Source organism: Thiocapsa sp. C2-2m, from assembly GCF_041903745.1.
In the GTDB taxonomy this organism is placed as follows: Bacteria; Pseudomonadota; Gammaproteobacteria; order Chromatiales; family Chromatiaceae; genus Thiocapsa; species Thiocapsa roseilacustris.
In genome coordinates this window covers 1-26,844 of the sequence record NZ_JBBWVD010000039.1, presented here as the reverse complement: position 1 = coordinate 26,844, position 26,844 = coordinate 1, and the positions used below count along the sequence as shown (strand labels likewise).

Genomic DNA, 26,844 nt, shown 5'->3' with positions numbered 1-26,844 from the left:
AGCGGCGGTGCATCATCCACTGGCCTTTGCTCAGGCAATGCCCGCAAACCGATAGGCCCCACGTCCGGCAGCCTTGGCCTGGTACATAGCAAGGTCTGCCCGGGTGAGCAGTGTCTGTGGATTGTCGCCGTGGTCCGGGAAGATAGCGATTCCGATGCTGCCTCCGATCTGCACGGCTGCGTTCCCGATCGCGAAGGGTTCATGAAGGATGTGGAGCAGCTTCTCGGCGACCGTCTGCAGGCAGGTCCGGTCCGCGATGTGTGCGGTGACGACCACGAACTCGTCCCCTGCAAATCGAGCGACGGTGTCGGTGTCGCGCGCGGACTGCTGCAGACGCTCGGCCACTTGGCGCAGCAGGAGATCACCCGCGTCGTGTCCGAGCGAGTCGTTCACCTGTTTGAAGTCGTCGAGGTCGATGAAGAGGACCCCGACGCGTGTGGCCTCGCGGCGGGCCCGTTTCAGCTCCTGATTCAGGCGTTCGAGAAGGAGGTTGCGGTTGGGCAGGCCGGTGACGGCATCGAAATTGGCGCGATAGAGCATCTCCTCTTCGGTCTGCCGCCGTTTGGTGATGTCGCGAAAGACGACCACCGCGCCGGTCGGGGTGTCCCCGAGCAGCATGGGTGTGACGGCGTATTCGACCGGGAAGGTGCTTCGGTCCGCGCGGCGAAAACACTCGGTATCCGAGACCTCGGCGCGACCGCTTGTCAGTGCGCGCAGCAGGGGTGCCTCGTCGGTCTGTTCGGAGGGTCCATCGAACGGTCGGCACAGGAGCAAGTGGTTGGCGTCCTGTCCTTGGATCTCAGTGCGCGGCAGACCGAGCATCGTCGCGGCCGCGGCATTGACGAACAGGATGCGCCCGTCGCGATCGATGCCGAAGATGCCGTCGCCGGCGGTCTCGAGGATGGATTCGTAGCGCTGCGACAGCTCGCGTCGCTCGGCCTCGTCGGCGGACAAACGCCGGGCGAGGCTGCGTGCGCGAAAGGCGAAGACCAGGGTCAGTCCGGCGACGCTCGCGAAGGCGAGCAGCGCGATGGGCAGTACGCTTGCGATCATGGACCCACCCGGCGCCGACGGGGTCCACGTCAGGATTCCCGCAGTGGTCCCGTCGACGAGTGAGAGCGGCATGCGAGACTCGCCGGACTCAGGCGCCGCATCGCGGACCAGTCCGTCGACGCCCATGATGTCGCCGAGCTCCGGAAGAACCCTGTCATCGAGCGCGAGTGCAAAGAGCATCACTGCGCCGGGGGCTTCGGCGGGTGCTGTGAAATCCTCTTCGTGGAGGAATCGGCTGGCGGCCGCCAAATACAGGGTTCCGTTCAGCTCTATAAACCCCGTCGTTGCCTCGCCCGGAACCGAGGAGGAAAGGCTGCGCCGTTCCATGTCCAGCAATGCCGTCGTGGACGTGCCGAGGGTGAGCTCGGATGGTGCGCTTCGGGTTCCGTCGGGGGTCGAGATGAAATAGATCCGGTCGCTGCCGTCGGCGGCGAGGGTGAGCGAGAGGTCGAATGTCGAGAGCGCATACTGGCCGGGGTTGTCGTCCCACCATTGCCGGTCCCGCGCCTTGATCACGCCTTCGATGGCGTCGTTCCAAGCGGCATAATCCCTGACGTGGTTGGCCAGGTGGCGGCCCTTCATGCGGAGCAGCCCGTCGAGCTGCCGCAAGGATGCCTCTGCAGCGGTCTGGTCCTGAATACGCCCCGCATGCAGAAGCATCAGCACGGTGAGGGTCAGGCTGACCAGGATCGCGACGATCACCACCTTGATCAGGGTGCCGAGCGTCTGTACGGCGGAACCTCGCGGGTTATCGGCCGATGCGCCTTTAGGACTCAGCAACGTCGTTGTTCTCAGAAAATCCCTCGCGAGTCGTCATCATATCAGACCCTCTATATCAGGCTTTGTCGTCTGCTCCGGTGTGGTGCGCAGTCGCCGCGAGACGAATCGAGCGTCCGGGTGAACAGGCTCGTTCGGTCGCGTTTGTGCTGTGATCGATGCTGAGCCGAGGGATTCGCTGTGATTGTGTTCCACGTTGCTCGCGCTCGTTCAGCCTGCCGGTCGGCGTTATGATCAAGATCGCTCGGTGCCGATGCTGTTTCAACGGAGAAACTGTCATGCGTCAAGCCGCACTCAAAACCGGTTCTTTCACCTACGGTGATTATTGTCTCTGGCCCGAGGACGAACGCTGGGAGCTGATCGACGGTGAAGCATTCGCGATGGCGCCAGCGCCGACGCGACTGCATCAGGAGTTCGTGGTTGAGCTGGTACGCCAGGTTGCCAATGCGCTTCAGGGGCGCTCGTGCCGGGTCTATGTTGCCCCCTTCGACGTGCGTCTGCCGAAGCACGACGAGTCCGACGCTCGGGTCGACACGGTGGTGCAGCCCGATGTCGCCGTGATCTGCGATCCGCATAAGCTCGATGTGAAGGGGTGCCGCGGAGCGCCGGATTGGATCGTCGAGATCCTCTCGGCGTCCAGTGCCGTTCATGATCAGGTCCGTAAGCCAGCACTCTACGAGCGTCATGGTGTGCGCGAATACTGGCTGCTGCACCCGGTCGATCGGGTGCTGACGATCTATCGGCTCGGTGCGGACGGCGTTTACGGGAAGCCGGACGTGCAGGGCCTGGAAGGACAGACCCCTGTCGGTGTGATCGATGGTCTGGAGATCGACTGGCCGGCTCCCGAGACGGACCCGACGATGAGCACGGGGGACTGACGAACCGATGAGTTTCGGAAAGACGGTCGCAGGCCGACGCTACCTGCATCGAACGTTGCTGGACCGCGCCGAGCCCGAGTTGATGGCTGGCGTGGCCGCGGCACTCGAGATGCTTCGGGCGTCGGTCGAGCCTGCATTCAATGTCGTGCGCGTTGCCGAGGACGGCTCCGAGGTCGCCTTCCTCAACTATCCGGATTTTTTCGAGACCCCCTTCCCGGCGCTGAAGGAGAGCTGGCGTGTGGATCGCGCAACAGGGGAGACGGGCTATCGCACCTACGAAGACTCGCTGAACCCGCCCATCCTGCATCGCAAGGAGCTGCTGCTGCCGGGCGATCATCCGAGCCGCGCCGACTATGTCGCATTGACGGAACAGGCCGAGTCGATCGGTCTGTTCGATGACCCCAAGCGCATCGGTTATCGGCGTCAGTGGGAGGCGCTGGTCGCGGATGCCGGGTATCGGATCGAGGGCCACACGCTGGTCCCGATCGGTAATCTCGACGGTGTCGCGGGCGAGGCTGCCGACGGCGACTTGACCGGGTCCGAGGCGGGGGAGGGCGGCGTCGTGTCGCGCGCCCTCGTCGGACTCGGCGGTGCGCTCGATTGGGAGGCGGCGCGACACCGCACCGCGATGGTGCGCTATGGCTTCTCGGCGCCCGTGCAGACGCTGGCGCGGCATGGCTTTCTGGATGGCCGCTATCGCCTGTTCGACTACGGCTGCGGGCGCGGCGACGATGTTCGCGGCTTGTGCGAGAACGGGCTGGAAGCCTCCGGATGGGATCCCTATTTCGCGCCGGAAGAGCCGATCGCTGCAGCCGATATCGTCAATCTCGGTTTCGTGATCAACGTGATCGAGGATTTCGACGAGCGGCTGGTGGCCTTGACGCGGGCCTGGTCGCTCGCCGAGCGGCTGTTGGTCGTGTCGGTGATGCTCGCCAACCAAAACGACCCGCGCGGGGAGCGGTTTCGCGACGGCGTCATGACGCAGCGCGGCACCTTCCAGCGCTATTACACCCAGTCCGAGATCAAGACGTATCTGGAGCAAGTGCTGGACGAGGAGCCGATCCCGGTTGCGCCGGGCGTGCTCTATGTGTTCCGCGACAAAGACGCGGAGCAGCGGTTTCTGGTGGAGCGCTATAGCCGCAGAAGCAATCGGCTCAGGGTGCCGAGCACGCGCCCCGCGCTGCCCCCGCGTGAGCGGCCGGCTCGGCGCGATCGCGCGGCGGAACGCTTTGATGCCTATCGCGAGCCGTTGGAGCGCCTCTGGGAGACCTGGTTGCGTCTGGGGCGAACGCCGGAGAAGATCGAGGTCGATGATCTGCTGCCCTTGATCGAGGGCTTCGGCAGTCTCGGCAAGGCGCTGCGTTTCCTCGCCGATCAGAAGGGACAGGAAGGTGCGGAGGCTGCGCTGGCGGGGGCCGAGCAGGCGCGCATCGCTGACCTGGAGGTCTATTTTGCGCTTCAGCAGTTCAGTCGGCGGCGTCCCTACAAGCATCTCGACGCGGGATTGCAGCGCGACATCAAGGCGTTCTTCGGCGACTATCCGGCCGCGTTGGAGGCCGGTCGCACGCAGCTTTTCCGGATCGCCGACACCGAGGCGATCGCTGCCGCCTGCCGTTCGGCGTCCGAACATGGTCTGGGGTGGCTCGATCCGGGCGCCTCGCTGCAACTGCACAGCCGATTGGTCGAGCAGCTCCCGGCGCTTCTGCGGGTCTATGTCGGTGCCGCATCGATGCTCTACGGCGATATCCGCGAGGCGGATCTGGTGAAGATCCACATCGGCTCGGGCAAGCTGAGCCTGATGCGGTACGACGATTTCGAGGGCAGGGCGCTGCCGCGGATGATCGAGCGGGTCAAGATCAAGCTGCGCGAGCAGGACATCGATTATTTCGCATACGGCGATGACTTCGAGCCGCCGTATCTGTATCGCAAGTCACGCTATATCAACGAGGAGTGCGACGGGTATCCGGAGCAACTCGCGTTCGACGAGGCGCTCGATGCGCTTGGTGTGCTGCCGGCGTCGGGGTATGGGCCGGCGCCGGGTGTTCTTGATGCGTTGCTGGAGCAACGGCGCTGGTCGATCGAGGATGGCGCCTTGGTCCGTTCCCGGACGATCCCGGACCTGGACGCCCCGTGCGGACGTTTTCTCAGCTACCGTCACTTGATCGAATGCGGGGAGACGCAGGCCGCAACAGGGCTTGCCAACTGCCCTGAGCAACCTGAAAGCTACACGGCGCTGTGCGATCTGGCCACGCAGGTCCTGGATCCGGTGATCGAGTACTTCGGGATGATTCGACTGACCTACGGGTTCTGCTCCGCACCGCTGGCGAAGGCGATCCCGGGGCGGATCGATCCGAAGCGCGATCAGCACGCTGCGCATGAGCGCAATCGGCTGGGTCATCCCATCTGTCCGCGTCTGGGCGCCGCCGTGGATTGTCTGGTCGAGGACGAGGATATGCTTGAGGTCGCGCGTTGGGTCGTCGGCGAAACGCCCTTCGACCGGCTCTACTTCTACGGCAACGACAAGCCGATCCATGTGAGCTATGGACCCGAGCAAAGCCGTCAGGTGGTGTTGATGCTGCCGGGCCCAAGCGGTCGGCTGGTGCCCAAGTGCGTGCCGGTCGAGCGGTTTGTCGATTCGGATGGGTAATGGGGGGTTCGGGGTGCGGGGTTCGAGGTGCAGTCGTAGGTTGGGCAAAGCGCAGCGTGCCCAACTGCTACTCCCGATGCCGGTGCGCGTTGGGCAGGCTGCGCTTTGCCCAACCTACTGTTCTCCTAATCGAGCAGCCTCTGCGCTTCCTGGACCTGAGTCGCGGCGATGAGCCAGCGCATCAACTGCGCGAGATCCTGCTCGCCGAGGATGCGTTCGCGCGTCGGTGGGTCGACGACGAGTTCACGGTCGGTGAGCAAGGCGAGGATCGACTCGGCGATGCCTTGGCTGATCCCTTGATTGATTCCCTCAACAATCCCTTCTTGACGCACGGCGTCCAGACTCTCGTAACCCTCGCGCTGCAGCAGGTTGCGCAGCGTCGCGCGGTGTGCGGCATCGCGGTCGTAGAGCGCCTCGATCGGGACCGGGTTACGCAGCAGACCCGGCGCACTCAGGATCTCGCCGGGACCGACCAAGCGCATCGTTTCGCCGGGCCGATAGACCTCGACCCGTCGCGGACCGATCAGACGAACCACCCAGACCTGCTGGGTGCCGCTCTGCAACAACTCCGCAATCTTGTCCTGCAATTCCTGCTCGTCCTGTCCGCGAGCGGCATACTCGACTGCCAATGGCGGCGCGCCCGGGATCCAGCCCCGTTCCGCGCCTCTTTGGCCGATCGCGACGTCGGGTGCGCGCAACGTCCCAGAATCCGGGGTGAAACCCGCATCGACACCGGCCCATTCGACATCCGGGTCGCTCTCCAGTGCTGCCGCGCCGATCAAATTGGTTCCGGCATGCTCGCGCCCGGAGGGCGCGCAATAGATCGGGTGACCGCTGGAGAGCTCGTAGCGATCGCCTTCGCGGAGTTGGTCGACGTGAAACGGACCCTGTCGATCGGTGCGTGGTCGGTGCGGCATCTGCGTCTCCCGGCAAGATGAATCTCTTGATATTCAAGCTCAATGATAGACCAATCGCAGCCGCCCCTTGTTCCTTTCCTAGCCGTGTTCGTGACTCCGGCCATGCCAGGACGTGGCGCAGAGCGCCAGGGGGCATGCGTGACACCGCGTAGCGGGTGTCACGAGTTTCTTAAGGTCCTACACCATCACACCCGGTGAAAAGCTGTAGCTGTCCAGGATGTTGACGTAGTTGGCGCGCTCGAGCTCCGCCGGGTTGGGGACTGCGATGGCGCTGACGCGTCCGCGGAAGTCCTCGATGGACTCGAATCCCTGCTCCTCCATCCAGTCCTCGATGCCGCTGAGGATGTGTGCCGTGTAGGCCGGTCCTTTTGAGAGTAGAACGCTGCACAGGTGGACCACGTCCGACCCCGCAAGCAGCAGCTTGATGGCGTCTGCGGCCGTGTGCACACCGCCGGTCGCGCCGAGTGAGAGGCCATCGAAGCGACCGTAAAGGATGGCGATCCAGCGCATGGCGAGCAGGGCCTCGGCGGATGTCGAGGGGTGGAGGCTCGATTGCAGACGCAGGCTGTCGATGTTGATGTCGGGCTGATAGAAGCGGTTGAAGAGGGCGACGCCGTTGGCGCCGGCGGCGGCGACCTGGCCGACGAAGTTGCCGATGGAGCTGAAAGTCGGGGAGAGCTTCATGTTGATGGGAATCTGCACATGCCCGCGCAGTTCGCGGAGGAGGTCAAGATAACGCTCCTCGACCTGGAGTCCGGTTTGGGTGATATCCCCGGCCACATAGTAGACGTTGAGCTCCAGTGCATCGGCACCGGCCTGTTGCAGCTCGGTCGCGTGCTTGATCCAGCCGCCGGGTGTGACGCCGTTGAGGCTGGCGATAACGGGGATGTCCAGTGACTCCTTGAGCTTGCGGATGTTGTCCAGATACCGCTCAAGCGCGCCCTCGAAATCCTGATGAACGGGCAAAAAGCCGCTGTCAGCCTCGCCGAAACCAATGTCCTGGTGGTGCAGGAAGCGCACCATGCTTTCGGATTCGGCGGTCACGGCCTCTTCGAAGAGCGACCACATGATGATGGCTGCGGCGCCGTTGTCTTCAAGCTCGCGTGCGATGGCAACGCTCTTGGACAGGGGCGAGGCGGAGGGGACCAGCGGGTTCTTGATCGTCAGTCCGAGATAGGTGGTCGTGAGATCCATAGCGATTGCTCCGGAAAAGGTATACGACGAATAGGGTGCCGGATGAGCGCGCGTCGGGGCCATGGCGTTGGGCTGATCCGGCGGGTGTCGGCGCGGTGCGGCTGCACCTGCGCCGATGATGCCGGATCGGGTCCGTCGCCCCGATGCGCCTGCATGCGCGTGTCAGCTCTCCTTGGGCGCGGTCGGCTTCTGGGCCGGCGCGGGTGCCTTCTGTACGGCTAGCTGCGCCAACTGCTCGTAGAGCGTGAAGCGGGTCTGGACGTGCTTCTGGGCGAGTTGCAGATAGCGCTCGGCGGCCTCCGGATGGGTTCGGGTGAGGACGCTGAAGCGGGTTTCAGAGGAGACGAAGTCGCGATACGGGATGCTCGGCGGCTTGCTGTCGATGTGCAACGGATTCTCGCCCGCGGCGAGCCGGCGCGGGTCGAACCTGAATAGGCCCCAGTGTCCCGAGTTGACCGCCATGTCCTGCTGACGCAGGTTTTTGGACAGGTCCACGCCGTGCGCGATGCAGGGCGAGTAACAGATGATGACCGAGGGACCGTCGAAGGATTCGGCCTCGATAAAGGCGCGAACCGTCTGCACGTCCTTGGCACCGAAGGCGACCTGGGCGACATAGACGTTCTCGTAGGCCATCGCCATCATGGCGAGGTCCTTCTTGAAGGTCGACTTGCCGGCGGCGGAGAACTTCGCGACCGCACCCATCGGGGTCGCCTTGGAGGTCTGGCCGCCGGTGTTGGAATAGACCTCCGTATCCAGGATCAAGAGGTTCACATTCCGCCCGCTGGCGAGGACGTGATCAACGCCGCCGTAGCCGATGTCGTAGGCCCAGCCGTCGCCGCCGATGATCCAGACGCTGCGTTTGACGATCTGGTCGCAGATGGCCTCGAGGGTCCGTGCGTCCAGGTCCGGGATGCCCTTGAGCTTCTCCTTGAGCGCGAGCACGCGCTCGCGCTGCTCGAAGATCCCGGCCTCGTCGGACTGGTCGGCCGTGAGCAGGCCCTCGGCCAGATCCTCGCCGATCTTGGGTGCGAGCCGCTTGATGATCTCGCGGGCATGGGCCGCCTGTTTATCGATGGCGAGCCGCAAGCCCATTCCGAACTCGGCGTTGTCTTCGAACAGCGAGTTGTTCCACGCCGGTCCTCGGCCCTCGGTGTTGGTGGTGTAGGGGGTCGTCGGCAGGTTGCCGCCGTAGATCGAGGAGCAGCCGGTGGCGTTGCCGATCAGCATGCGGTCGCCGAACAACTGGGTCGCGAGCTTGACGTAGGGTGTCTCGCCGCAGCCCACGCAGGCGCCGGAGAACTCAAACAGCGGCTCAAGCATCATGGCGTGCTTGATCTTGGTGCCGTCGAGCTTGGTGCGATCGTATTCCGGTAGGGTCAGGAAGAAGTCCCAGTTGGCCTGCTCGACGGCGTGCGTCTGCTCGGCCGGCACCATGTTGAGCGCCTTGCGGTTGGGGTCCTTGCGATCGCGGATCGGGCAGACCTCGACGCAGAGACCGCAGCCGGTGCAGTCGTCCGGGGCGACCTGATAGGTGATGTGATGATCGGCCGGGAAGTCTTTGCCCTTGATCTGGACGTGCTGGAAGCTCGCCGGCGCCGCGTCCGTGAGCGCGACCGGATAGACCTTGGCGCGGATGGCGGCATGGGGGCAGACCAGCGGGCATTTGCCGCAATGGGTGCAGAGGTCGTCCTCCCATTTCGGCAGCTCGAGGGCGATGTTGCGCTTCTCGTAGCGGGTCGTGCCGGTCGGCCAGGTGCCGTCGGCCGGCATCAGACTGACCGGCAGACTGTTGCCTTTGCCGGCAATCAGCGTGGCGGTCACATTGCGCACGAAGTCGGGGGCGGAGATCGGCACCACCGGAGGGCGCTCGAAGGCGCTGGTGGGTTGAGCCGGGACGCTGACCTGATGCAGCCCGGCGAGTGCGGCATCGATCGCCTTGTAGTTGCGCTCCAACAGACTCTGACCCTTTTTCCCGTAGGTCTTCTCGACCGCGTGTTTGATGTGGTCGATTGCCTCGTCCTTGGGCAGGATGCCCGAAATGGCGAAGAAGCAGGTCTGCATAATGGTGTTGATGCGCCGGCCCATACCGGTGACGCCCGCGATCCCGTAGGCGTCGATCACGTAGAAGTCGAGACCCTTGTCGATGATCGCCTGCTGCATCTTGCGCGGGAGCTCGTCCCAGATTCGGTCGGGCGGCGTGTGCGAGTTCAGGAGGAATACAGCACCCGGACGCGCATGATCGAGCATGTCGAAACGCGTCAGGAAGGTCGGCTGATGACAGGCGACGAAGCTCGCTTCGTTCTCGCCGATCAGGTAGGTGCTGTTGATCGGTTTCGGGCCGAATCGCAGATGACTGATGGTGACGGCACCGGCCTTCTTGGAGTCGTACTCGAAGTAGCCCTGACCGAAGTTGGGCGTCTCTTCGCTGATGATCTTGATCGAGTTCTTGTTGGCCGAGACGGTGCCGTCCGAGCCCAAGCCGAAGAAGACGCAGGCCGTGACGCCAGCCATCGCCGCCGGTTTGAAGTCCGGATCCCAAGCCAGGCTAGTGTGGCCGACGTCGTCGATGATGCCGACCGTGAAGGGGTTTTTGGGCTTGGGCGCCGCCAACTCGTCGAAGATGCCCTTGACCATGGCCGGGGTGAACTCTTTGGACGAGAGCCCGTAGCGCCCGCCGACCACGCGCGGCATGGTGGCGACACGGCCGTCGGCGAAGGCTTGGGCCAGCGCGGTGACAACGTCCTTGTACAGCGGCTCGCCGTCGGCGCCCGGCTCTTTGCAGCGATCCAGCACGGCCAGATGCGTCGCGGTGACCGGAATAGCCGAAAGGAGGGCGCCTGCATCGAAGGGGCGGTAGAGCCGGATCTTGATCAGGCCGACCTTCTCGCCGTGGTCCACGAGATGCTCCACCGCTTCCTGAGCGGCGCCGATCCCCGAGCCCATCAGCAGAATCACACGTTCCGCATCCGGTGCGCCGAGATACTCGAAGAGCCCGTACTGACGGCCGGTGAGCGCGGCGAAGCGATCCATGATGCGCTGCACGATGCCGGGAACGGCGTCGTAATAGGGGTTGACGGTCTCGCGTCCTTGGAAATAGACGTCCGGATTCTGCGAGGTGCCGCGGATCACTGGATGATCGGGATTGAGTGCGCGCGCGCGGCAGGCGCTCACCAGCTCCTCGTCGATCAGTGCGCGGATCGTCTCGTGCGAGACCTGCTCGATCTTGGTGACCTCGTGCGAGGTTCTGAACCCATCGAAGAAGTGCAGGAAGGGGACGCGGCTTTCCAGGGTCGCGGCCTGCGCGATGAGCGCAAAATCCATGGCCTCCTGGACGGAGGCCGAGCAGAACATGGCATAGCCGGTCGCGCGGCAAGCCATGACGTCCGAATGATCGCCGAAGATCGACAGACCCTGTGCCGCAAGCGAACGCGCCGAGACATGAAAGACCGTCGGGCTCAGCTCGCCGGCGATCTTGTACATGTTCGGGATCATCAGCAGCAGACCCTGCGAGGCCGTAAAGGTCGTCGCCAGCGAGCCGCCCTGTAGTGCCCCGTGGATCGCGCCGGCCGCGCCGGCCTCGCTCTGCATCTCCACGACATCGGGGATCGTACCCCAAAGATTCGGAATCCCGAGCGACGACCACTCGTCCGCCCATTCGCCCATGTTCGAGGACGGCGTGATGGGATAGATGGCGATGACTTCGTTGGTCAAGTGAGCGACGTAGGCCACGGCCTCGTTGCCGTCGACGGTTACCATGAGCTTTTGCGACATCAGAGCGATCCCCGGATGAATAGGGTAGGTTAGACCGGCAACGCGGAGGGGCTGCGCTGTACTCCGACTCGGCGGCAAGCGCAGCCCGATGCGAGACGGGAGCCGAGTAACGGCGTCAACTATAGCCCGAAACGCGGATGGATTGACCGTCGATTTCGAGCGCGTTCAAGCGAATCGACCCCGGCATGATCCGAATCAGGTCGGTATTCTCCGCACCCTTTTGGTGCCCATCTCGGGGTTCGCGCTTGCTCCGGCCATCTCGGCACGGGTCGCGCAGCGCCATGAGGCATGCGTGAAACCGCAGAGCGGGTGTCACAAGCGACTGACGGTTTGGGCGGTCGGTCTAATGTGCACGTGACACCGAAGAGCGGAACCGGGCGGCGTCGCTGATCGGAGCCGTAGGGGACGAGCGTAGCTCAGTCCACCAGCGCCGGCGCAGGGCTGTGTTGTGCTTCCTGTCGTCAGCGCGATCTACAACGCGCGCGCCAGCACGACCGCGTCTTCGCGCCCCTTGGTGGCGGGGTAATAGCCGGGCCGTAGGCCGATCTCGCAGAATCCCTCGGAGGCGTAGAGCGCGCGGGCACGGCTGTTTGAAGCGCGCACCTCGAGGAAGGCGCTGTCCGCCCGCCGCGTGCGTGCGAACGTCATCAAATGGCGGAGCAGGCGGCGGCCGAGCCCTCGGCCTTGCCAGTCGGGATGAATGCAGAGATTGAGAATGTGACACTCGCCGACGGCGACCGCCATCGCGGCATGGGCGACGATCTCACCTTCGAGCTCGCCCACCCAGCAGGAGTAGCCGACCCGCAGACAGTCGCGAAAAATGCCTTCCGTCCACGGATGCTCGTAAGCGGCGCGATCGGCTGCGCAAACGGTCTTGACATCCTGCTCGCTCATGGCTCTGAGGCGCAGGGCGAGCGGAAGGGCGGGCTCGGCGCGGGCTTTTTGCATCGTCGAACGGGCTTCTTGCATCGTCTGATCGGCTCGAATCGTCTGTTCCGGGTGATGGTGCTGCGCCGTGGCGTACATACTGACCCAAGAGTATACCGCCCGGAGCGTCAGGCTGACCCGCTAACGCGCTTGGCAAGGGTCAGTTTTTGACTCTCACGGAGACACGGAGACGCTAAGACATGGAGCGTGCGCATGGAAGATCTTAGATTCTCCGTGCCCTCCGCGTCTCCGTGAGAGGCATGTCGAGCTGGAGCCAGGGTGCCGACATCAACTGATAGGTGGAAAGGATAACGCGCGCTCCAGGTGAACAGCGGGCTCTTCAAGTCTATAATTCCTTGGTTTAGTCGCACGCAGCCGAGACTGCAAAGATCCCCCATGAGCGAGCTCCAAGAACAACTCCACCGGCGTCGTACCTTCGCCATCATCTCCCACCCGGACGCCGGCAAGACCACCCTGACCGAGAAGTTGCTGCTGTTCGGGGGTGCCATCCAGCTCGCGGGGACGGTGAAGGGGCGCAAGGCGGCTCGGCATGCGACCTCGGATTGGATGGAACTTGAGAAGGAGCGCGGCATCTCCGTCACCTCTTCGGTGATGCAGTTTCCCTATGGCGAGAGCATCGTCAACCTGCTCGACACCCCCGGACACCAGGATTTCTCGGAGGACACCTATCGCACCCTGACCGCGGTCGATTCGGCCCTGATGGTCATCGACGTCGCCAAAGGCGTCGAGGAGCGAACCATCAAACTAATGGAGGTCTGCCGGCTGCGCGACACCCCGATCCTGACCTTCATCAACAAGCTCGACCGCGAGGGCCGCGACGCCATCGAGGTGCTCGACGAGGTCGAGAATATCCTCAAAATCCAATGCGCGCCCGTTACATGGCCGATCGGGATGGGCAAACGTTTCAAAGGCGTCTACGACCTGCGCTTCGATCGCACCCATCTCTTCAGCGCTCAGCACGGCGGGCGTATCACCGAAGGCGAGATCATCCAGGGTCTCGATAACCCGCGGATGGACGCGATGCTCGGCGATCAGGCCGACGAGTTGCGCATCGAGATGGAGCTGGTCCAGGGTGCGAGCCATCCGCTTGACCTCGAGGCCTACATCGCAGGTCGGCAGACCCCGGTGTTCTTCGGCTCGGCGATCAACAACTTCGGGGTTCGCGAGCTGCTCGATGCCTTCGTCGAGTACGCACCGCCGCCGCGTCCTCGCGCGACCTTGCAACGTCCGGTGGAACCGGCCGAGGACGCCTTCACCGGCTTTGTCTTCAAGATCCAGGCGAACATGGACCCGGCCCATCGTGACCGCGTGGCCTTTCTGCGCGTCTGCTCGGGTAGCTACAAGAAGGGCATGAAGATGCGGCACGTGCGCATCGGCAAGTCCATTCAGGTCGCGAACGCCATCACCTTCCAGGCCGACGAGCGTCGCCACGTGGAAGAGGCTTGGCCGGGCGACATCATCGGGTTGCACAACCACGGCACGATCCAGATCGGCGATACCTTCAGCGAGGGCGAGGAGCTGAAATACGGCGGCATCCCGTACTTCGCCCCGGAGTTGTTCCGACGCGTCGTGCTGAAGGACCCGCTGCGGATGAAGGCCCTGCAAAAGGGCGTGGTTCAGCTTTCCGAGGAGGGCGCGACCCAGGTCTTCAGGCCGCTCAAGAACAACGACATGATCCTGGGTGCCGTCGGCATTCTGCAGTTCGATGTCGCCGCTTATCGCCTCAAAGACGAGTACGGCGTCGAGGCACTGTTCGAGCCCGCCAACGTCAAGACCGCGCGCTGGGTCGTCTGCGAGGACTCGAAACGGCTCGAGCAATTCAAGGAGAAGAACTACGAGAACCTCGCACTGGACGGCGACGACCAGTTGGTCTATCTGGCGCCGACTCGGGTCAACCTGGATCTGGCCCAAGAGCGCTGGCCCGATGTGCGGTTTCTTGCAACGCGCGAGCTGTAATCGGGTTGCGGTCGGCGTGCGATCGGTGCGCTCCTCGCTTCGAGTGAGCCACTAATGGTCCGCGCAGCGGACCCCATACTGTGGTTTTTGGGCGGAGCGCAATCCGGCGCAGCATGCGACCCTAGGGTCCGCTGTGCGGACCCTGTTGTTGTGCGGACGGTGCCGCTCAGGCGCTCGCGATCAGGTATCCGGCCGCGACCAACAGCAGGACACCGCAAGCGGTCCGTCCGTATCCGAAGCCGCGGACCCGTCCCAGGGTATCGAGCCAGCGTTGAACGCCGTGCAGAGAGCCGGCCGCGAGCAGGACGCCGCCGCAGTGTCCCAAGGCGAAGAGGACGAGCAGGAGGAGCGGCAAGGCCACCAGCCCCTCGGCGGACTGCATCCACACCACGCCCAGCAGCGGCGCGATCCAGGCAAAGGCACAGGGACCCAGGGCCAGACCGAAGATCAATCCGAGCAGCAGGGCGGTGGTCGGTCCCCTGGACTTGGGTTGGGGCAGGCCGCCGCGCCAGGTAATCGGCAGCCAGTCCAGGAGATAGAGTCCGGCCAGGAGACAGAGGGCGGCGACCAGATAATTACTTGAGACCCCGACATCGCCGGCGATGCGCCCGAGCCAGAGGGTTGCGGCGCCGAGCGGGACCAGGCTGATCAGCACACCCAGTGCGAAGGCCAAGATGATGAGCGACTCGCGGCGCGCACGCTCCCGGCTCGGCGCGGGCGTGCCCGCCAGATAGCCGACCAGCAGCGGTATGCCGGCCAGATGACAAGGGCTGAGCCAGATGCTCGCAAAGCCCCAGGCGAGTGCCGCCAGCGCCGCCAACCAGGCGGCGCCGGACAACGCCTGCGACAGGTGTGCGAGCCACTCCATCAGGAGTCGTCCGCAGCAGCCGGGCCGAGCGGCAGCCCGGCCGCCGCAAAGCGCTCACGGATGGCGTCCGCCGAGATAAACCCGATGTGTCGCCCGAGCTCGCGTCCCTCTCCGTCGAGGAAGACCTGGGTCGGAATCGCCATCACCTTCCAGAGACGCACCAGCTCCGGCTGCTCCAGGATGTTGATGGAGACCAGCTGCAGGCGATCACCGTGGCTGGATTGAAGCTCGTCGAGCACGCGATGCATGGCGACGCAGCTCGCGCAGGAGGTGGAGCCCAGCTCGACCAGGACGGGCCGACCGTCGGCGGTGATCTCGGTCGCCCGCGGGATCGGGGTTGTACCGGAGGGACTGCCGAGCCAGCGATAGAGTCCGGCGCCGGCGAGCACCAGGATCAGGACGGCGAGGGCGGGAAGAAGGCGTGTGAAGGTCTCCATCATCGCCCCTCAACCGGCCGAGCCGGTGCGTGCGGGCGAGGCCGCGACCGGCGGGCAGCACTCGGCGTAGGTTGGAATCCCCGTGCGCGACTCGTACCAGCCTTGGGTGCGCACCACGACATGGACCACGAGCAGCATCACCGGGACCTCGATCAGCACCCCGACGACGGTCGCGAGTGCGGCCCCCGAGTTGAAGCCGAAGAGCGCGATGGCCGTGGCCACGGCCAGCTCGAAGAAGTTGCTCGCGCCGATCAGGGCGGAGGGCCCCGCCACGCAGTGCGGGGAGCGCACCGCGCGGTTGAGAAGATAGGCGAGTCCCGAGTTGAAGAAGACCTGGATCAGGATCGGCACCGCCAACAGGGCGATGATCAGCGGCTGGGCGATGATCTGCTCGCCCTGGAAGCCGAACAGCAGGACCAGCGTGGTCAGAAGGGCGATCAGCGAGAGCGGCTGAATAAACGCCATCACCCGGCGCAGCATCTCGCCGCTCGGGTCCTGTTTCAGGAGAACCGTACGCCAGACATTCGCGATGATCAGCGGCACCACGATGTAAAGCAGCACCGACAACAGCAGGGTGTCCCAGGGCACCGTGATCGCGGCCAACCCGAGCAGGAGTCCGACGATCGGCGCGAAGGCGAACACCATGATGACGTCGTTCAGCGCGACCTGGGTCAGGGTGAAATGCGGCTCGCCGCGCGACAGGTTACTCCAGACGAAGACCATGGCCGTGCAGGGCGCGGCGGCCAACAGGATCAGCCCGGCGATATAGGAATCGACCTGCTCGGGCGGCAGATAGGGCCGGAACAGCCAGCCGATGAAGAGCCAGGCCAGCAGGGCCATCGAGAAGGGTTTCACGCCCCAGTTGATGAATAGCGTGACGCCGACCCCGCGCCAGTGCTCGGTCACGCCCTTGAGCGCCTTCAGGTCGATCTTCAGCAGCATCGGGATGATCATCAGCCAGATGAGCACCGCCACCGGCAGGTTGATCTGTGCGACCTCGACTGCCGCGACCACATGGAAGGCTCCGGGCGCCAGGTGTCCCAGACCGATGCCGATTAGGATGCAGAGGAAGACCCAGAGGGTCAGATACCGTTCGAAGAACCCCATGGGTTCGCCCGCGGCGTGTTTGCCGGTGGTTTCGCATTGGCTGCTCATGATGCCCTCGCAGTTGGACTCGAGAAGGGCGCGCCGGGCCGGGATCCGGATCGGCGCGCGTGCTGTCGAGGATCATATCCGGTGATTCGTATATATGGGAAACTGGATGCCGACGCGTGGGATCAGCGACAAGCGTGAGACCGTCGAGCGGGCCTCGTTCAAGGATTCGGCCTCAGTGGCACGTGGCGCGGAGCGCCGCGAGGCATGCGTGACACCGCGGTGCGGATGTCACGAGCCACTTTAAGGCGATTTCTGCAAACGTCCATACCCGTAGGTTGTGCTGACGATAGGAAGCACAACTTGCGCCGACGGTTGGTTGTGCCTCGCACGGCTCGGCACAACCTACGCCCGTGGCATGAAGGTTTCCGGAATTCGCTTAAGGCTCGGGTGGCCGGTCCAGTAAACGAGGCCCATCGAGCGAACCGCCGGCTACTCGGCCTCCAACTGTAGATAGGTCTGGTTGAGGTTGCGCTGATTCCAGCCTTCGAAATGCTCCAGATGCGCGAAGTCCGGTGCCTCGGCCAGCCGTTCGACCGTCTCGTCGATCGGTTCCCAGTTGCCGAGTGCGCCCTCGACCTCCCGCACCAGCCAATCCAGATAGTCACCGGTGTCGCGCTTGGCCTTGGCGAGATCAGCCGGGTTGCCGTGTCCGGGGACGACGACCTTCGGCTCCAACGCCTCCATCGCGTGAAAGGTGTCGCGCCAGGCGCGGATTCGGCTGTGCGCTTGCTCGATCAGCGGTCCTGATTGGACCGTCGCGCCGCTGTCGACCAGGACCACGCCCTCGGGGGTGACGATAAAGCCCAGGTTGGCATTGATGGCATAGTTGTCGTAGGTGCGATTCTCGGTAGGTCCGACCAGTGCGTAGATCCCGTTTGCGACCTCCGTGGCCTGCAGACCCAGTGCTGCCGCAGGTGCGCAAACCAGCGTCAGCAAGCCGATCCATCGGCCGCCGACGCTGTGCCGATGATTAGAGCGCAAAGTCGCCGCCGTAAGGCTCGGGACCCTCGACGACCGGCAGGGTCAGCTCGTTGCCCCAGTGCGACCAGCCGCCGTTGTAGAGCCGCACGTCCTCGTAGCCGAGATGCTTGAGCTGCAGATAGGCCAGGCCCATCCGGAAGCCGTCGTGGCAGTAGACATAGATCCGCTTGTCCTTGGGGATGCCGGCATAGAGTGCGGCGAGGCTTTCGTCGCTGCGCCATTTGCCGGTCTGTCCATCGACGCCGTCGAGACTCACGACATTGATGGCCCCCGGAATGTGGCCGCCCATGATCGAGTGCCGGATGACCTCGCCGGTGTACATGTCGGTCGGGCGCGCGTCGAGCAGGACCACCCCTGGATCGCGGCGCGAGACGACATCGTCATAGACGGCGGGCCATTCGATGAAGAGCGCCGGGTCGGCGTCCTTCAGGGTCACCGTGCCGGGGGCTTTCGGGGGCGTCGGCTCCGTCTCCAGCTCGTTGAAGCCTGTCCATTCCGTGGTCCCGCCGTTGAGGACCTTCACCCGGTCCATGTCGAAGCCGTAGAGGTCGAGCAGGAAACAGAGTCGTGCCGCCAGCGCCGTGCTGGAATCGTCATAGATCACGAGTGTCGAGTCGTCGTTGACGCCCCAACGGCGCAGAGTCTCCTGGAAGGTCTCGCGGGAGGGAAAGCGCATGATCGGGCTCGCGTCGTTGTCGCCGAGATCCTTGAAGCGCTGGACCTGGACCGCGCCGGGGATGTGGCCGACGGTGAAGTACCGATGTGGGTGATAGCGCACCTCAAGAACGATCGTGTTGTCGTCGTCCAACGCGTCCGCGAGCCAGTCGGCATCGACCAGGAAGTCCGGATTGGCGAGCGCTTGGGTGGGCGCGATCGCCAACGCGAGCAGCGCGGCGAACCCGATTGGCAGGAGTGCCCGATACAGCCTGTGCGACATGACAGTCTCCTCTGATGGCGTGTTGATTCGTCGGGTGGTGTTGCGGGCCGGACACATTCTATGCGCCGACCCGGGCAGGGCGAGGCTGGAGAAGTGTCTCATCGGTTCTATCCCCTTGTGTATTGCGTTCTTGATGCTCGCAGGATGCCGAGCGCTACGAACCTAGCAGGGGAGGCGGATAGGGGACATGATTTAGATTCGGTCTCATACGCGGCTTCGGCGGCCGCGTAGCTGTGCGGCGCGTTCCGTGGCTTGGCCTATACTCGGACCATGAGGGCCTGTGGAAGCAATCTGTCAAAGAAAACAATCCCTGCGGAGAATACGATGAAGAAGAGTTTCAAAGAGGTGCTACAGACCCTGGTGGACCATCGCATCGAGGCGGGCGAGGATCCCCGAGACCTGTTCGAGGAGCTGCTTCGCGAGGCGAATCTGGTCTTCGGACACTACAACTTGGAATATGAGCTTGGTTTGTTCACCAAGACCAAAGATACGGAGTAACCATGTCGACACGACAACAGTGTTTTCCGGTAGTGTTGTCGAGCCGATGGCGGGGCGGCACGGGGGTCGACCAGGCTTCAGTCGCCCGGGCGAGCGCCGACGAGGCGGAGATGAGTGCGCGATCGCTCCAGCAAGCCTTCGTCGGCAAGCTCGCGAAGGACGCGAGCGCCGCGGTCAGGAACTCGGGCAACGGCTGGATTGCGTCTTTCATTGCGCACGATCATACCCGATCGCACGTGGGGGCGGCGAACCCAAGGTGACCCGGTGATTCGTCGAGCGAAACGGCGGACATGAGGATTCGCGCAGGGCTGCCGGTGACGCATCACGGATAGCGACAGCCCTCGGCCGTCGAGCAGGCAGCCAGCAATCTGGAACGCGTCCGGGATTCATCCGCCCGTCATCGACATAAACCGGATGACCTTCTCAGGGCGCTCGTTGAACTCATGGCGCTCGGGTTTCAGTGCGATGGCCTGTTTCAGATGCTCAAGCAGTTCGTCATCCCCGATTCCGTCGCGCAGCAGCGGCCGCAGCGCGTAGCTGCTCTCCTGACCGAGACACAGATAGAGGGTGCCGTCGACCGTGAGGCGCACCCGGTTGCAGGTTTCGCAGAAGTGCTGCGAGATCGGGGTGATGAAGCCGATCCGGGTCTCGGTCGCGCCGAGGCGGAAGTAGCGCGCCGGGCCGCCGCCCGGAAGGATGTCCGGGATCAAGGTGAAATGCTGCTCCAAGCGGCGACGCACCGTCTGGAGATCGAGATACTGATCCCGCGCGGCTTGACCGGTCGCGCCCATCGGCATGGTCTCGATCAGGCGTAGCGTGAAGCCGTTGTCCGCGCAGTAGCCGAGGATGTCCTCGATCTCCTCGTCGTTCACACCGCGCATCGCGACGGTATTGACGCGGATGGGTGCGAAGCCGACTTCACGTGCCGCCGCGATGCCGCGCAGCACCTTGTCCAGATCCCCGCCGGTGACCTGCTTGAAGACCTCGGGGCGCAGGCTGTCGAGGCTGACATTGAGCCGGCGCACGCCGGCACGATAGAGCGGCTCGGCGAGCGACTCCATGCGGGTGCAGTTGCTGGAGATGGAGAGATCATCCAGGCCGGGTAGCGCCGACAGCCCGGCGGCCAGCTCGGGCAGATTGCGCCGCACCAGCGGCTCGCCGCCGGTGATGCGCACACGGCCCACCCCCAGCGCGGTGAAGGCACCGACCACGCGGGTGATTTCCTCGAACCTGAGCCAGTGCTCGGGCTCCTCGAACCCCTTGAAGCCTTTCGGCAGGCAATAGCCGCAGCGCAGGTCGCAGCGGTCGGTGACGGACAGGCGCAGGTAGGCGATGCGTCGGCCATAGGGATCGGTGAGGGTCTGGTCGTTCATGCGGTGATCCGATGAGACTCGAGGTTTGGGGTCAGGTGTCGAGCTGCGCAGGTCAACAGCGTTCTTCGCATAGTGGGGTTGGTCCAGGCAAGATTCGCGTTATGTCGGTCGTGAAGCCGTGCAGAGATCCGAGACTGTCCGAGATCATTATCGTTGTCGTTGTCGTGGTCGGAGCGGCATCGATGGTCGAAAACGACAACGACAACGAACGGTTTCAACCCATCTTCCGTGCTGGACGAGCACATGAGCCGGCAACAAATCATCAGTCGCTCGTGACACCCGCTCTGCAGTGTCACGCATGCCCCTGGCGCTCTGCGCCACGTGCCACGATGGCCGGAGTGACCAGCAAGCCGGACAGCTCGGCGCGCAGCGCGGTGCTGGTCAGGCACGCGACGAGGACGATCGGCAGCTTCCGCGACCGCATGGTTCCGAAGCGCGCTCGCCGCGGAGCCGTGCTCGCCGGTGCTCAGCCGGGAGACGCCATCCGATGCGACGGTGCGGCCGGCGGGACCATGGTCGAGAGCCCCATGAGACGGTCGCGGTCGTCGACCGGGATCGCCACATGATCGCTGGGTAGACCGTCGGCCTCCAGACGTGCCCGGATGATTGCCAGATCCTCTTCGGTGATGGCTTTGCCGGCGAGCTGGCTGCGCAGGCGTGCGATCTCGGGATCGATAGCCGGGGCGGGCGCCGCCTCGATCGGATTCAGCGTAACCTCGGCCCGAACGGCGCTCTCGAGGATCCGCGCAAGATGCCGATAGGGGTTGTCGGCCAGCTTGAATCGACGGCCCGCCTCTTCGAGGTCGGCGCGGAAGGGGACGATCCACCGGGCGACAAAACTGGAAAGAAATTCGCTGGCCGCGATCGGCGGGGGTGCCTCGCCGGTGATGCTTGCCTGCGACTCGGCGGCGAACAATCGGGCCAAGAACTCCAGCTGGATCGAAAGGTGATCCGGCAGATCCTGCAGGGCCGCGTCCTTCTCCAGTCCGCAACGCCGATAGCAGGTCTCCATCGCGGTGACGCTGCCGCCGGCGACCGTGCCGTCCAGATAGGCGCCCGTGCTCAGGCTTGGGTGCTGGTCGCCCGGCACCAGAAAGAGCCGCGAATAGATCACCAACAGGCGGTCTGTGTCGGCGATCTCGGCGATCGCTGCCCGGTAGTCCGACAGTGGTTCGTCGATCTCGTAGCCACAGTCCGAGGCCAGCTCGGCCAGGTCGTCCGGCAAGGCATCGCGAAGCAGCTCCAGGCTGTCCGCAGCCTGCGGGATCGCGAAGGCTCGAGCCAGACAGAGAAAAAACTCGGATGTGCTCACGCGAATCGCATCGGTCGTCATAGGGTCAACCTCAAAAAACTTGCGGAACGTCTCTCACGGAGACACGGAGACACGGAGACACGGAACGCGCCGAGCACATGCCTTTTGTCTCCGCGTCTCCGTGAGAGATCTTGGAAACCCATCGGTGCCGAGGCAACGCGCACCGAGCTCGACCGACCCGGATCAGCCCTCGCGCCCGAGACGCAAGGTCACCTCCCCGAAGGCGTTGACCGCATTCGACAGGAAGATGGCGACCAGCAGGAGCAGCCACTCGGTGGGCGATGGGACATAGCTCAGCAGCTCCGGTGCCCAGGACCCCTTGAACAGCGGTACCAGCTGACCGCCGATGATGTATTCGTAGCGCGAGATCAGCAGTGCATTCATCACCAGCAGCGCGGCGAGGATCTGTGCCCAGGGGCGGGTGCGCGTGCCGGGATTCACCAGCAGCACGAGCGGCAACAGCAGACCGATGAAGATCTCGGCAAAGAAGAGCGGGGAGGTTGCGATCGCCTGCCAGACCTGCAGGCCCTCGGCATTCCCGTAAAGGCCGCTGCTCATCCGTGCGAGGACGAACAGAAGATGGATGAAGATCGCCAGGGCCAGCAGACCTGACAAGCGGTCGTTGAAGAGTCGTTTGACGCTGGCCGGAACCGCCGCCGCGTTGAAGGCGTAGGCGAGATAGGTGAAGAAGATGATGAAGGCCAGCCCGCCCAGGAGCGACTCGAAGATGAAGGCGACCGGGATATCGCCCGAGGCCCAGAAGGGCCGAAAGCTTTGCGAGCCGTAGACGACACCTGCGATGGCCGTGACGCCGAGTGCCAGCGCCAGTGTGACCATCGCGTTGATCCGCAGATCCTGCATGCGCCAATCCGGCTTCATCATTCGCACCTGCAGGATCAGGAGCGACAGGACATAGAAGCTCACCGCCATGACCTTCCAATAGAGCGGCGAGCTGAAGGCGAAGCTGAAGGGGATCGCCCAAAGTGCGCGCAGCGGATGGCCCAGCTCCATCATCAGGACCGCGACCCCGCCGATCAGGCCGGCCAGCGCCAGCCAGAGCGCGCGCCGAACGATGGGGCGAAAGTCCTCCCCGCCGAAGAGCAGGGCCATCGAGGCGATCATCGCCAGCCCCGTGGAGGTCAACAGAAAATAGTCGTAGATCACAATCGGAAAGCCCCAGAAGAGCCCGAGGTTGCTGCTGTTGTAGGCCGCGTGGCCCTCCGCCATCAGGTTGCTGATGGCAATCCCGCCGGCAATGCCGAGCCCGATCAGGGCGAGCAGCATGATGCCGAGCTGTTTGCCGGTGATCTCTTTGTTTGAAACGGTGACGCTGGTCATCGTGATCTTCTCCCCTTAAACCGCGCCCAGCGCGGTCTAAAGTTCTAAAAAATTTAAAATTCTAAACCGCGTCTCCACGAGGTTCGGAAGACTCCCTAATCCCGACACAAAGTGAAAATGACGCATGTCGCTCTGGACGCGGTTTAGCCCTTGTCCGAATCGCTCATGCTGCGCAACGACGGCACCGAGGCCGTCGCGCCGCCCGAGAGGTAGTAGACCTGCGGTTTGTTGCCGGTCTCGTCCTTCAGGCGCACGCCGCGCTTGTCCGCGATCATCTTGTTAACGTTGCTGTTGGGCTGATCCAGGTCGCCGAAGAAGCGGGCCTTCGGGGCGCAGACCCGCACGCAGGCCGGTACGTACTCCTTGAGCTCCGGAATATCCTCGTCGAGATCGGCCACACCCTTCGGCGCCTTGCTGACCTTGTGGTAGCAGAAGGTGCACTTGGAGACGACGCCGTGCGGCTGGATGCCGATCCCGCGCGAGGGATCATCCTGCGGACCCTTGTAGGGCGGATCCCACTGGCGGCCCGCCTCGCTCGGGAAGACCCCGCGGATATCCGGCTGCACCACCGCCTTCTCGTCGACATAGAAGCGCACGCCGTACGGGCAGGCGACCTGGCAGTATTTGCAGCCGATGCACTTGTTGTAGTCCATCAGCACGAAGCCGCCGTCCGGATCCTTGTAGGTCGCCTTGGTCGGGCAGACCGACACGCAGGAGGGGTTCTCGCAGTGCATGCAGGGTCGCGGGAACCACATCAGCTTCACGTTCGGATAGGTGCCCTCGTGATAGAAGAGCACGTCCTGCCAGTTCTCGCCGGGCAGGCGGTTGTTCTCCATCGCGCAGGCCGTCGTGCAGGCTTGGCAGCCGGTGCACGTGTCCAGATCGATGACCATTCCCCATTTCGCCATTTCTGAATCCTCGTTTGTTGAATCGCGTTCGGTGCGACGGGAAAGCATCGAACGTTTGGTCGGTCTCGCATGCACTCCGAGGCGTCGGCGCGACGCGATTCAAGTGATTCTTTTAATGTCTTGAGCCGCGCTCGGAAGAGGTCTTTGATACCCGCCGAACAGTGCTCGACTCTCAAACGCCACGATTGCGCTCAGGCGCGGCTCAATGCTCAAGCAGGGGCGATGCTCACCTTGGTGGTGTAGTAGCTGCACTGGCCCGTGATTCGGTCGGACTGATTGACCGTGATCTCGCCGCAATGCCCCGGCAGGCGATCCTTGGCCCAGCGGCCCATCGCCCAGTGGCCGTGCTCCATCGGGTAAACGATGGTGTCTGGCCGGCAGCCCTCGTAATACTTGCAATAGCCTTCGATACTGCCGAGGTCGGATGTCAGGCGGACCCTCGCGCCGTTCGCGATGCCGCGCTCGCGCGCGGTTTGCGGATTGATCTCGATGTAGGCGGTCTTGCTCCCGCCCAGCACGGGTTGCAGGTTGGCGATGGCGACGGGGAGATTCGCACCGCGACCCTCGGCATGCATCGCGACCTTGGGCGTGACCATATAAAGGTCACCGCCGCCAGGATGGACCGGCTCTTCCCAATGCGGGAACATCAACTTTCTCGGGTCGCGCCCGGTCTTCTGCGCAATCCAGTCGGCATTGGACTCGAGCCAACCGGAACGCAGCTCGAACTTGCCCGAGTCGGTCTTGAAGAGGTTTTCCTTCACCTCCTCCTCGGTCATGAGGGTGGCGTAGTCCTGGCCGTCCCAGGTGTAGAAGTCGCCGTCGACGAAGCGATAGATGTAGGGCTTCTTGTACCAGACGCCCTTTTCCTTCCAGCTCTCGAAGTCATTGACCCCGTTGTCACCCGGGTCCGTCGCGAAGCCCTTGGCCAGATGGCGGATGACGTTCTCGGTGTTGTCGAGCGCCTTGTAGTAATCGCCCATCGGTCCTTTGATGCGCTTGCCGATTTCGATCAGGGTGTCGCCGTAGTACTGGGTGTCGTAAAGCGGCTTGACGGCCGGCACCCGAAGCTGCGCCATCGGCCAGCCCTTGAAGGGGTAGGTCGGTGCGTCCTGCAGGCGCTCCAGATAGGTGTGATCGGGCAGGATCAGATCGGCGAACATGGCCGACTCGCCCGGGAAGGGCGAGGTATCGATGACGAACAGCTCCTTGAGCGCCTCCTCCCAGACCTGACCGTTGGGGGCGGTCCAAATCGGGTTGGTCAGGTAGAACATGACGGTGTCGAGCTTGTAGGGCTTGCCCGCGAGCGAGTTGGGTCCGAGTTCCTGAAGCATGTTGTTGGCGAGCAGATAGCCGTCCTTGTCACCCTTCAGATCGATGCGCGGCTGCGTCTTCCAGGGGCCGTTCGCGGCATAGTCGTCGGTGAAGTCTTTCGCATCGACCGGCATGGGTCCGTACGAGGGACCCATCTGATACATGAGTCCGCCCATGGCGTAGAAGGAGCCGACCAGGGCGTTGAGCGCATGGATCGTCATGCCGTTCAGCACGCCGTTGGAATGGGCGTGGGCGCCGCGCTCGAAGAGCGCGATGCTCGGCCGGGTCGTGCCGAACTCGCGAGCGGTGGCCAGGATGTCGCGCTCGTAGAGGTCGGTGACCTCGGCGGCCCAGGCCGGGGTGCGGTCCTTGAGCTCGATGTTCCACCAGTCGACCAGGCCTTTGACCCATTTCTCCTCGAACAGGCCCGGATCGACTGTCTCGCCGGTCTTGAAGCGATTCACCCCGTCCGTGAAGTCGCCGACGAACGCGCGCTCCCAGAGTCCCTCGGTGAGAATCACATGGGCGATCGCCAGCGCCAGCGCGCCGTCGGTGCCGGGCTTGATCATGAGCGCCCGATCCGAGCCGGCGAGCGTGGTGTTGATGTGGATGTCGACGGCGGTGATCCGGGTCTTGGGCACCTTCACGCCGCGGATGTAGCCCCACATCTGCATGTTGTTGTTGTAGGGCCGGAAGGCTTCCAGGAAGCCGACGCCGAACATCAGGAGCATGTTGGCGTTGGCGTAGTCATAGGCGTTGTAGCTGCCGATCCCGTCGAGCGCCTTTTTCGACAGAATGCTGCCGTCCGAGCACATCGATGAGTGACCGATGGCGACATTCGGCGAGCCATAGAGCTCTCCGAAGGTGCCCTGCAAACCGGCGCAGGAGGCGCCCCAGCCGCGGCCGTAGCAAAGTGCGAACCGATGCGACTCGCCCTTGTCGCGCAGCGTATTCAACCGCTCGGCGACCGTGTCGAGCGCCTCCTCCCAGGAGATGGGCACGAAGCCGGGGTCCTCGTCGCGCCCCTTGTTCGGGTTGGTGCGCTTCATCGGCCCCTTGAAGCGGTCGGGATCGTAGAGGATGTAGGTTCCGAGCGGCCCCTTGGGGCAGAGCTTGCCGTTGGAGATGGGGTGCTCGGTGCTGCCGTAGATGGCATGCACGCGTCCATCGGTGGTGTAGACATCGATGCCGCAACGCGCCGGGCACTGATGGCAGATGTTTTTGGTGATCTTGGTCTCGCCGGGCGTGGTGGCCGCTTGCGCCTCGGCCTCGCGCAGCGTGGTCAGGGCGCCTCCGCCCAGTCCGACCGCGCCCAAGGTGCCGGCCGTGCCGCTGGCCTGCAGGAAGCGGCGGCGCGAGAGTCCTGTGCTCAGGATGTCCATCGGTGGTCTCCTTTGGTTTTTGTTGTTGGGTGGGATTCGTTAGCCTCCGGCTATCAGCTATCAGCTATCAGCTATCAGCTACTAGCCCGACTTCGACTATTCGACCCTGGATTTCGCGATTTTCGGTCCATTTTGACCCCGGTTAGTCGGTTAAGTATCTGATTACGCGAAAGCGGTTTGTGCAAAAACGCCTGTAGTGCCGA

At 63.9% G+C, this 26,844-nt stretch carries 20 protein-coding genes; 5 read left to right on the top strand and 15 right to left on the bottom strand.

What is annotated here, in order from left to right; all coding sequences use genetic code 11:
• Nucleotides 1-30: 30 nt before the first annotated feature.
• Nucleotides 31-1,833, bottom strand: a complete 1,803-nt coding sequence (locus tag AADX97_RS23770) for a diguanylate cyclase domain-containing protein (RefSeq protein ID WP_374236657.1) — start codon at nt 1,831-1,833, stop codon at nt 31-33.
• Between the two features lie 275 nt (nt 1,834-2,108).
• Between AADX97_RS23770 and AADX97_RS23765 the strand changes: the two genes are divergently transcribed.
• Both AADX97_RS23765 and AADX97_RS23760 read left to right on the top strand, forming a co-directional pair.
• Nucleotides 2,109-2,708: a Uma2 family endonuclease gene (locus AADX97_RS23765; RefSeq protein WP_374236658.1), complete on the top strand. Its 600-nt coding sequence runs from the start codon at nt 2,109-2,111 to the stop codon at nt 2,706-2,708.
• A 7-nt stretch (nt 2,709-2,715) separates the two neighbouring features.
• Nucleotides 2,716-5,355, top strand: a complete 2,640-nt coding sequence (locus tag AADX97_RS23760; RefSeq protein WP_374236659.1) for a DNA phosphorothioation-associated putative methyltransferase — start codon at nt 2,716-2,718, stop codon at nt 5,353-5,355.
• A gap of 125 nt (nt 5,356-5,480) precedes the next feature.
• On the opposite strand, the gene AADX97_RS23755 is transcribed toward AADX97_RS23760, so the two are convergent.
• The 4 genes from AADX97_RS23755 to rimI form a co-directional block, all read right to left on the bottom strand.
• The gene (locus tag AADX97_RS23755; protein ID WP_374236660.1) at nt 5,481-6,272 is read right to left on the bottom strand and encodes a Uma2 family endonuclease; all 792 of its coding nucleotides are present in this window, start codon (nt 6,270-6,272) and stop codon (nt 5,481-5,483) included.
• Nucleotides 6,273-6,449: 177 nt separating this feature from the next.
• A complete protein-coding gene (locus AADX97_RS23750) occupies nt 6,450-7,466 on the bottom strand; it encodes a dihydroorotate dehydrogenase-like protein (RefSeq protein WP_374236661.1) in 1,017 nt (338 codons plus the stop codon).
• 162 nt (nt 7,467-7,628) lie between these two features.
• Entirely contained in the window at nt 7,629-11,237 is a 3,609-nt protein-coding gene (gene nifJ, locus AADX97_RS23745) for a pyruvate:ferredoxin (flavodoxin) oxidoreductase (RefSeq protein WP_374236662.1), read from the bottom strand.
• Between the two features lie 471 nt (nt 11,238-11,708).
• On the bottom strand, nt 11,709-12,185 hold the full coding sequence (gene rimI, locus AADX97_RS23740; RefSeq protein WP_374236663.1) for a ribosomal protein S18-alanine N-acetyltransferase: 477 nt from the start codon (nt 12,183-12,185) through the stop codon (nt 11,709-11,711).
• 375 nt (nt 12,186-12,560) lie between these two features.
• On the opposite strand from rimI, the gene AADX97_RS23735 reads away from it, so the two are divergent.
• Nucleotides 12,561-14,141 carry a peptide chain release factor 3 gene (locus AADX97_RS23735; RefSeq protein ID WP_374236664.1) on the top strand — a complete coding sequence of 527 codons (1,581 nt, stop codon included), beginning with the start codon at nt 12,561-12,563 and terminating at the stop codon, nt 14,139-14,141.
• Between the two features lie 166 nt (nt 14,142-14,307).
• Here the strand turns inward: AADX97_RS23735 and AADX97_RS23730 are convergent, their stop codons facing one another.
• The 5 genes from AADX97_RS23730 to AADX97_RS23710 all read right to left on the bottom strand — a co-directional run bounded on the left by AADX97_RS23730 (nt 14,308) and on the right by AADX97_RS23710 (nt 18,519).
• A complete protein-coding gene (locus AADX97_RS23730) occupies nt 14,308-15,009 on the bottom strand; it encodes a cytochrome c biogenesis protein CcdA (RefSeq protein ID WP_374236665.1) in 702 nt (233 codons plus the stop codon).
• Nucleotides 15,009-15,449: a thioredoxin family protein gene (locus AADX97_RS23725; RefSeq protein WP_374236666.1), complete on the bottom strand. Its 441-nt coding sequence runs from the start codon at nt 15,447-15,449 to the stop codon at nt 15,009-15,011. Before AADX97_RS23725 ends, AADX97_RS23730 begins: the two co-directional genes overlap by 1 nt.
• Nucleotides 15,450-15,455: 6 nt before the next feature.
• Entirely contained in the window at nt 15,456-16,601 is a 1,146-nt protein-coding gene (gene arsB, locus AADX97_RS23720; protein WP_374236667.1) for an ACR3 family arsenite efflux transporter, read from the bottom strand.
• 429 nt (nt 16,602-17,030) lie between these two features.
• On the bottom strand, nt 17,031-17,537 hold the full coding sequence (locus tag AADX97_RS23715; RefSeq protein ID WP_374236668.1) for a hypothetical protein: 507 nt from the start codon (nt 17,535-17,537) through the stop codon (nt 17,031-17,033).
• A 34-nt stretch (nt 17,538-17,571) separates the two neighbouring features.
• Nucleotides 17,572-18,519 carry a sulfurtransferase gene (locus AADX97_RS23710; RefSeq protein WP_374236669.1) on the bottom strand — a complete coding sequence of 316 codons (948 nt, stop codon included), beginning with the start codon at nt 18,517-18,519 and terminating at the stop codon, nt 17,572-17,574.
• A 324-nt stretch (nt 18,520-18,843) separates the two neighbouring features.
• Here AADX97_RS23710 and AADX97_RS23705 point away from each other — a divergent pair, with 324 nt between their 5' ends.
• Nucleotides 18,844-19,017: a hypothetical protein gene (locus tag AADX97_RS23705; protein ID WP_374236670.1), complete on the top strand. Its 174-nt coding sequence runs from the start codon at nt 18,844-18,846 to the stop codon at nt 19,015-19,017.
• A gap of 2 nt (nt 19,018-19,019) precedes the next feature.
• A complete protein-coding gene (locus tag AADX97_RS23700) occupies nt 19,020-19,277 on the top strand; it encodes a hypothetical protein (protein ID WP_374238609.1) in 258 nt (85 codons plus the stop codon).
• A gap of 126 nt (nt 19,278-19,403) precedes the next feature.
• Here the strand turns inward: AADX97_RS23700 and moaA are convergent, their stop codons facing one another.
• From moaA to AADX97_RS23675, 5 genes are all read right to left on the bottom strand, one after another.
• On the bottom strand, nt 19,404-20,390 hold the full coding sequence (moaA, locus tag AADX97_RS23695) for a GTP 3',8-cyclase MoaA (protein WP_374236671.1): 987 nt from the start codon (nt 20,388-20,390) through the stop codon (nt 19,404-19,406).
• A 466-nt stretch (nt 20,391-20,856) separates the two neighbouring features.
• On the bottom strand, nt 20,857-21,702 hold the full coding sequence (locus tag AADX97_RS23690; protein WP_374236672.1) for a molecular chaperone: 846 nt from the start codon (nt 21,700-21,702) through the stop codon (nt 20,857-20,859).
• Nucleotides 21,703-21,885: 183 nt separating this feature from the next.
• Complete coding sequence (gene nrfD / locus AADX97_RS23685; protein ID WP_374236673.1) at nt 21,886-23,040, bottom strand: NrfD/PsrC family molybdoenzyme membrane anchor subunit; 1,155 nt, start codon at nt 23,038-23,040, stop codon at nt 21,886-21,888.
• Nucleotides 23,041-23,183: 143 nt separating this feature from the next.
• On the bottom strand, nt 23,184-23,948 hold the full coding sequence (locus AADX97_RS23680; protein ID WP_374236674.1) for a 4Fe-4S dicluster domain-containing protein: 765 nt from the start codon (nt 23,946-23,948) through the stop codon (nt 23,184-23,186).
• Between the two features lie 209 nt (nt 23,949-24,157).
• Nucleotides 24,158-26,641 carry a molybdopterin-dependent oxidoreductase gene (locus AADX97_RS23675; protein WP_374236675.1) on the bottom strand — a complete coding sequence of 828 codons (2,484 nt, stop codon included), beginning with the start codon at nt 26,639-26,641 and terminating at the stop codon, nt 24,158-24,160.
• Nucleotides 26,642-26,844: the final 203 nt, after the last annotated feature.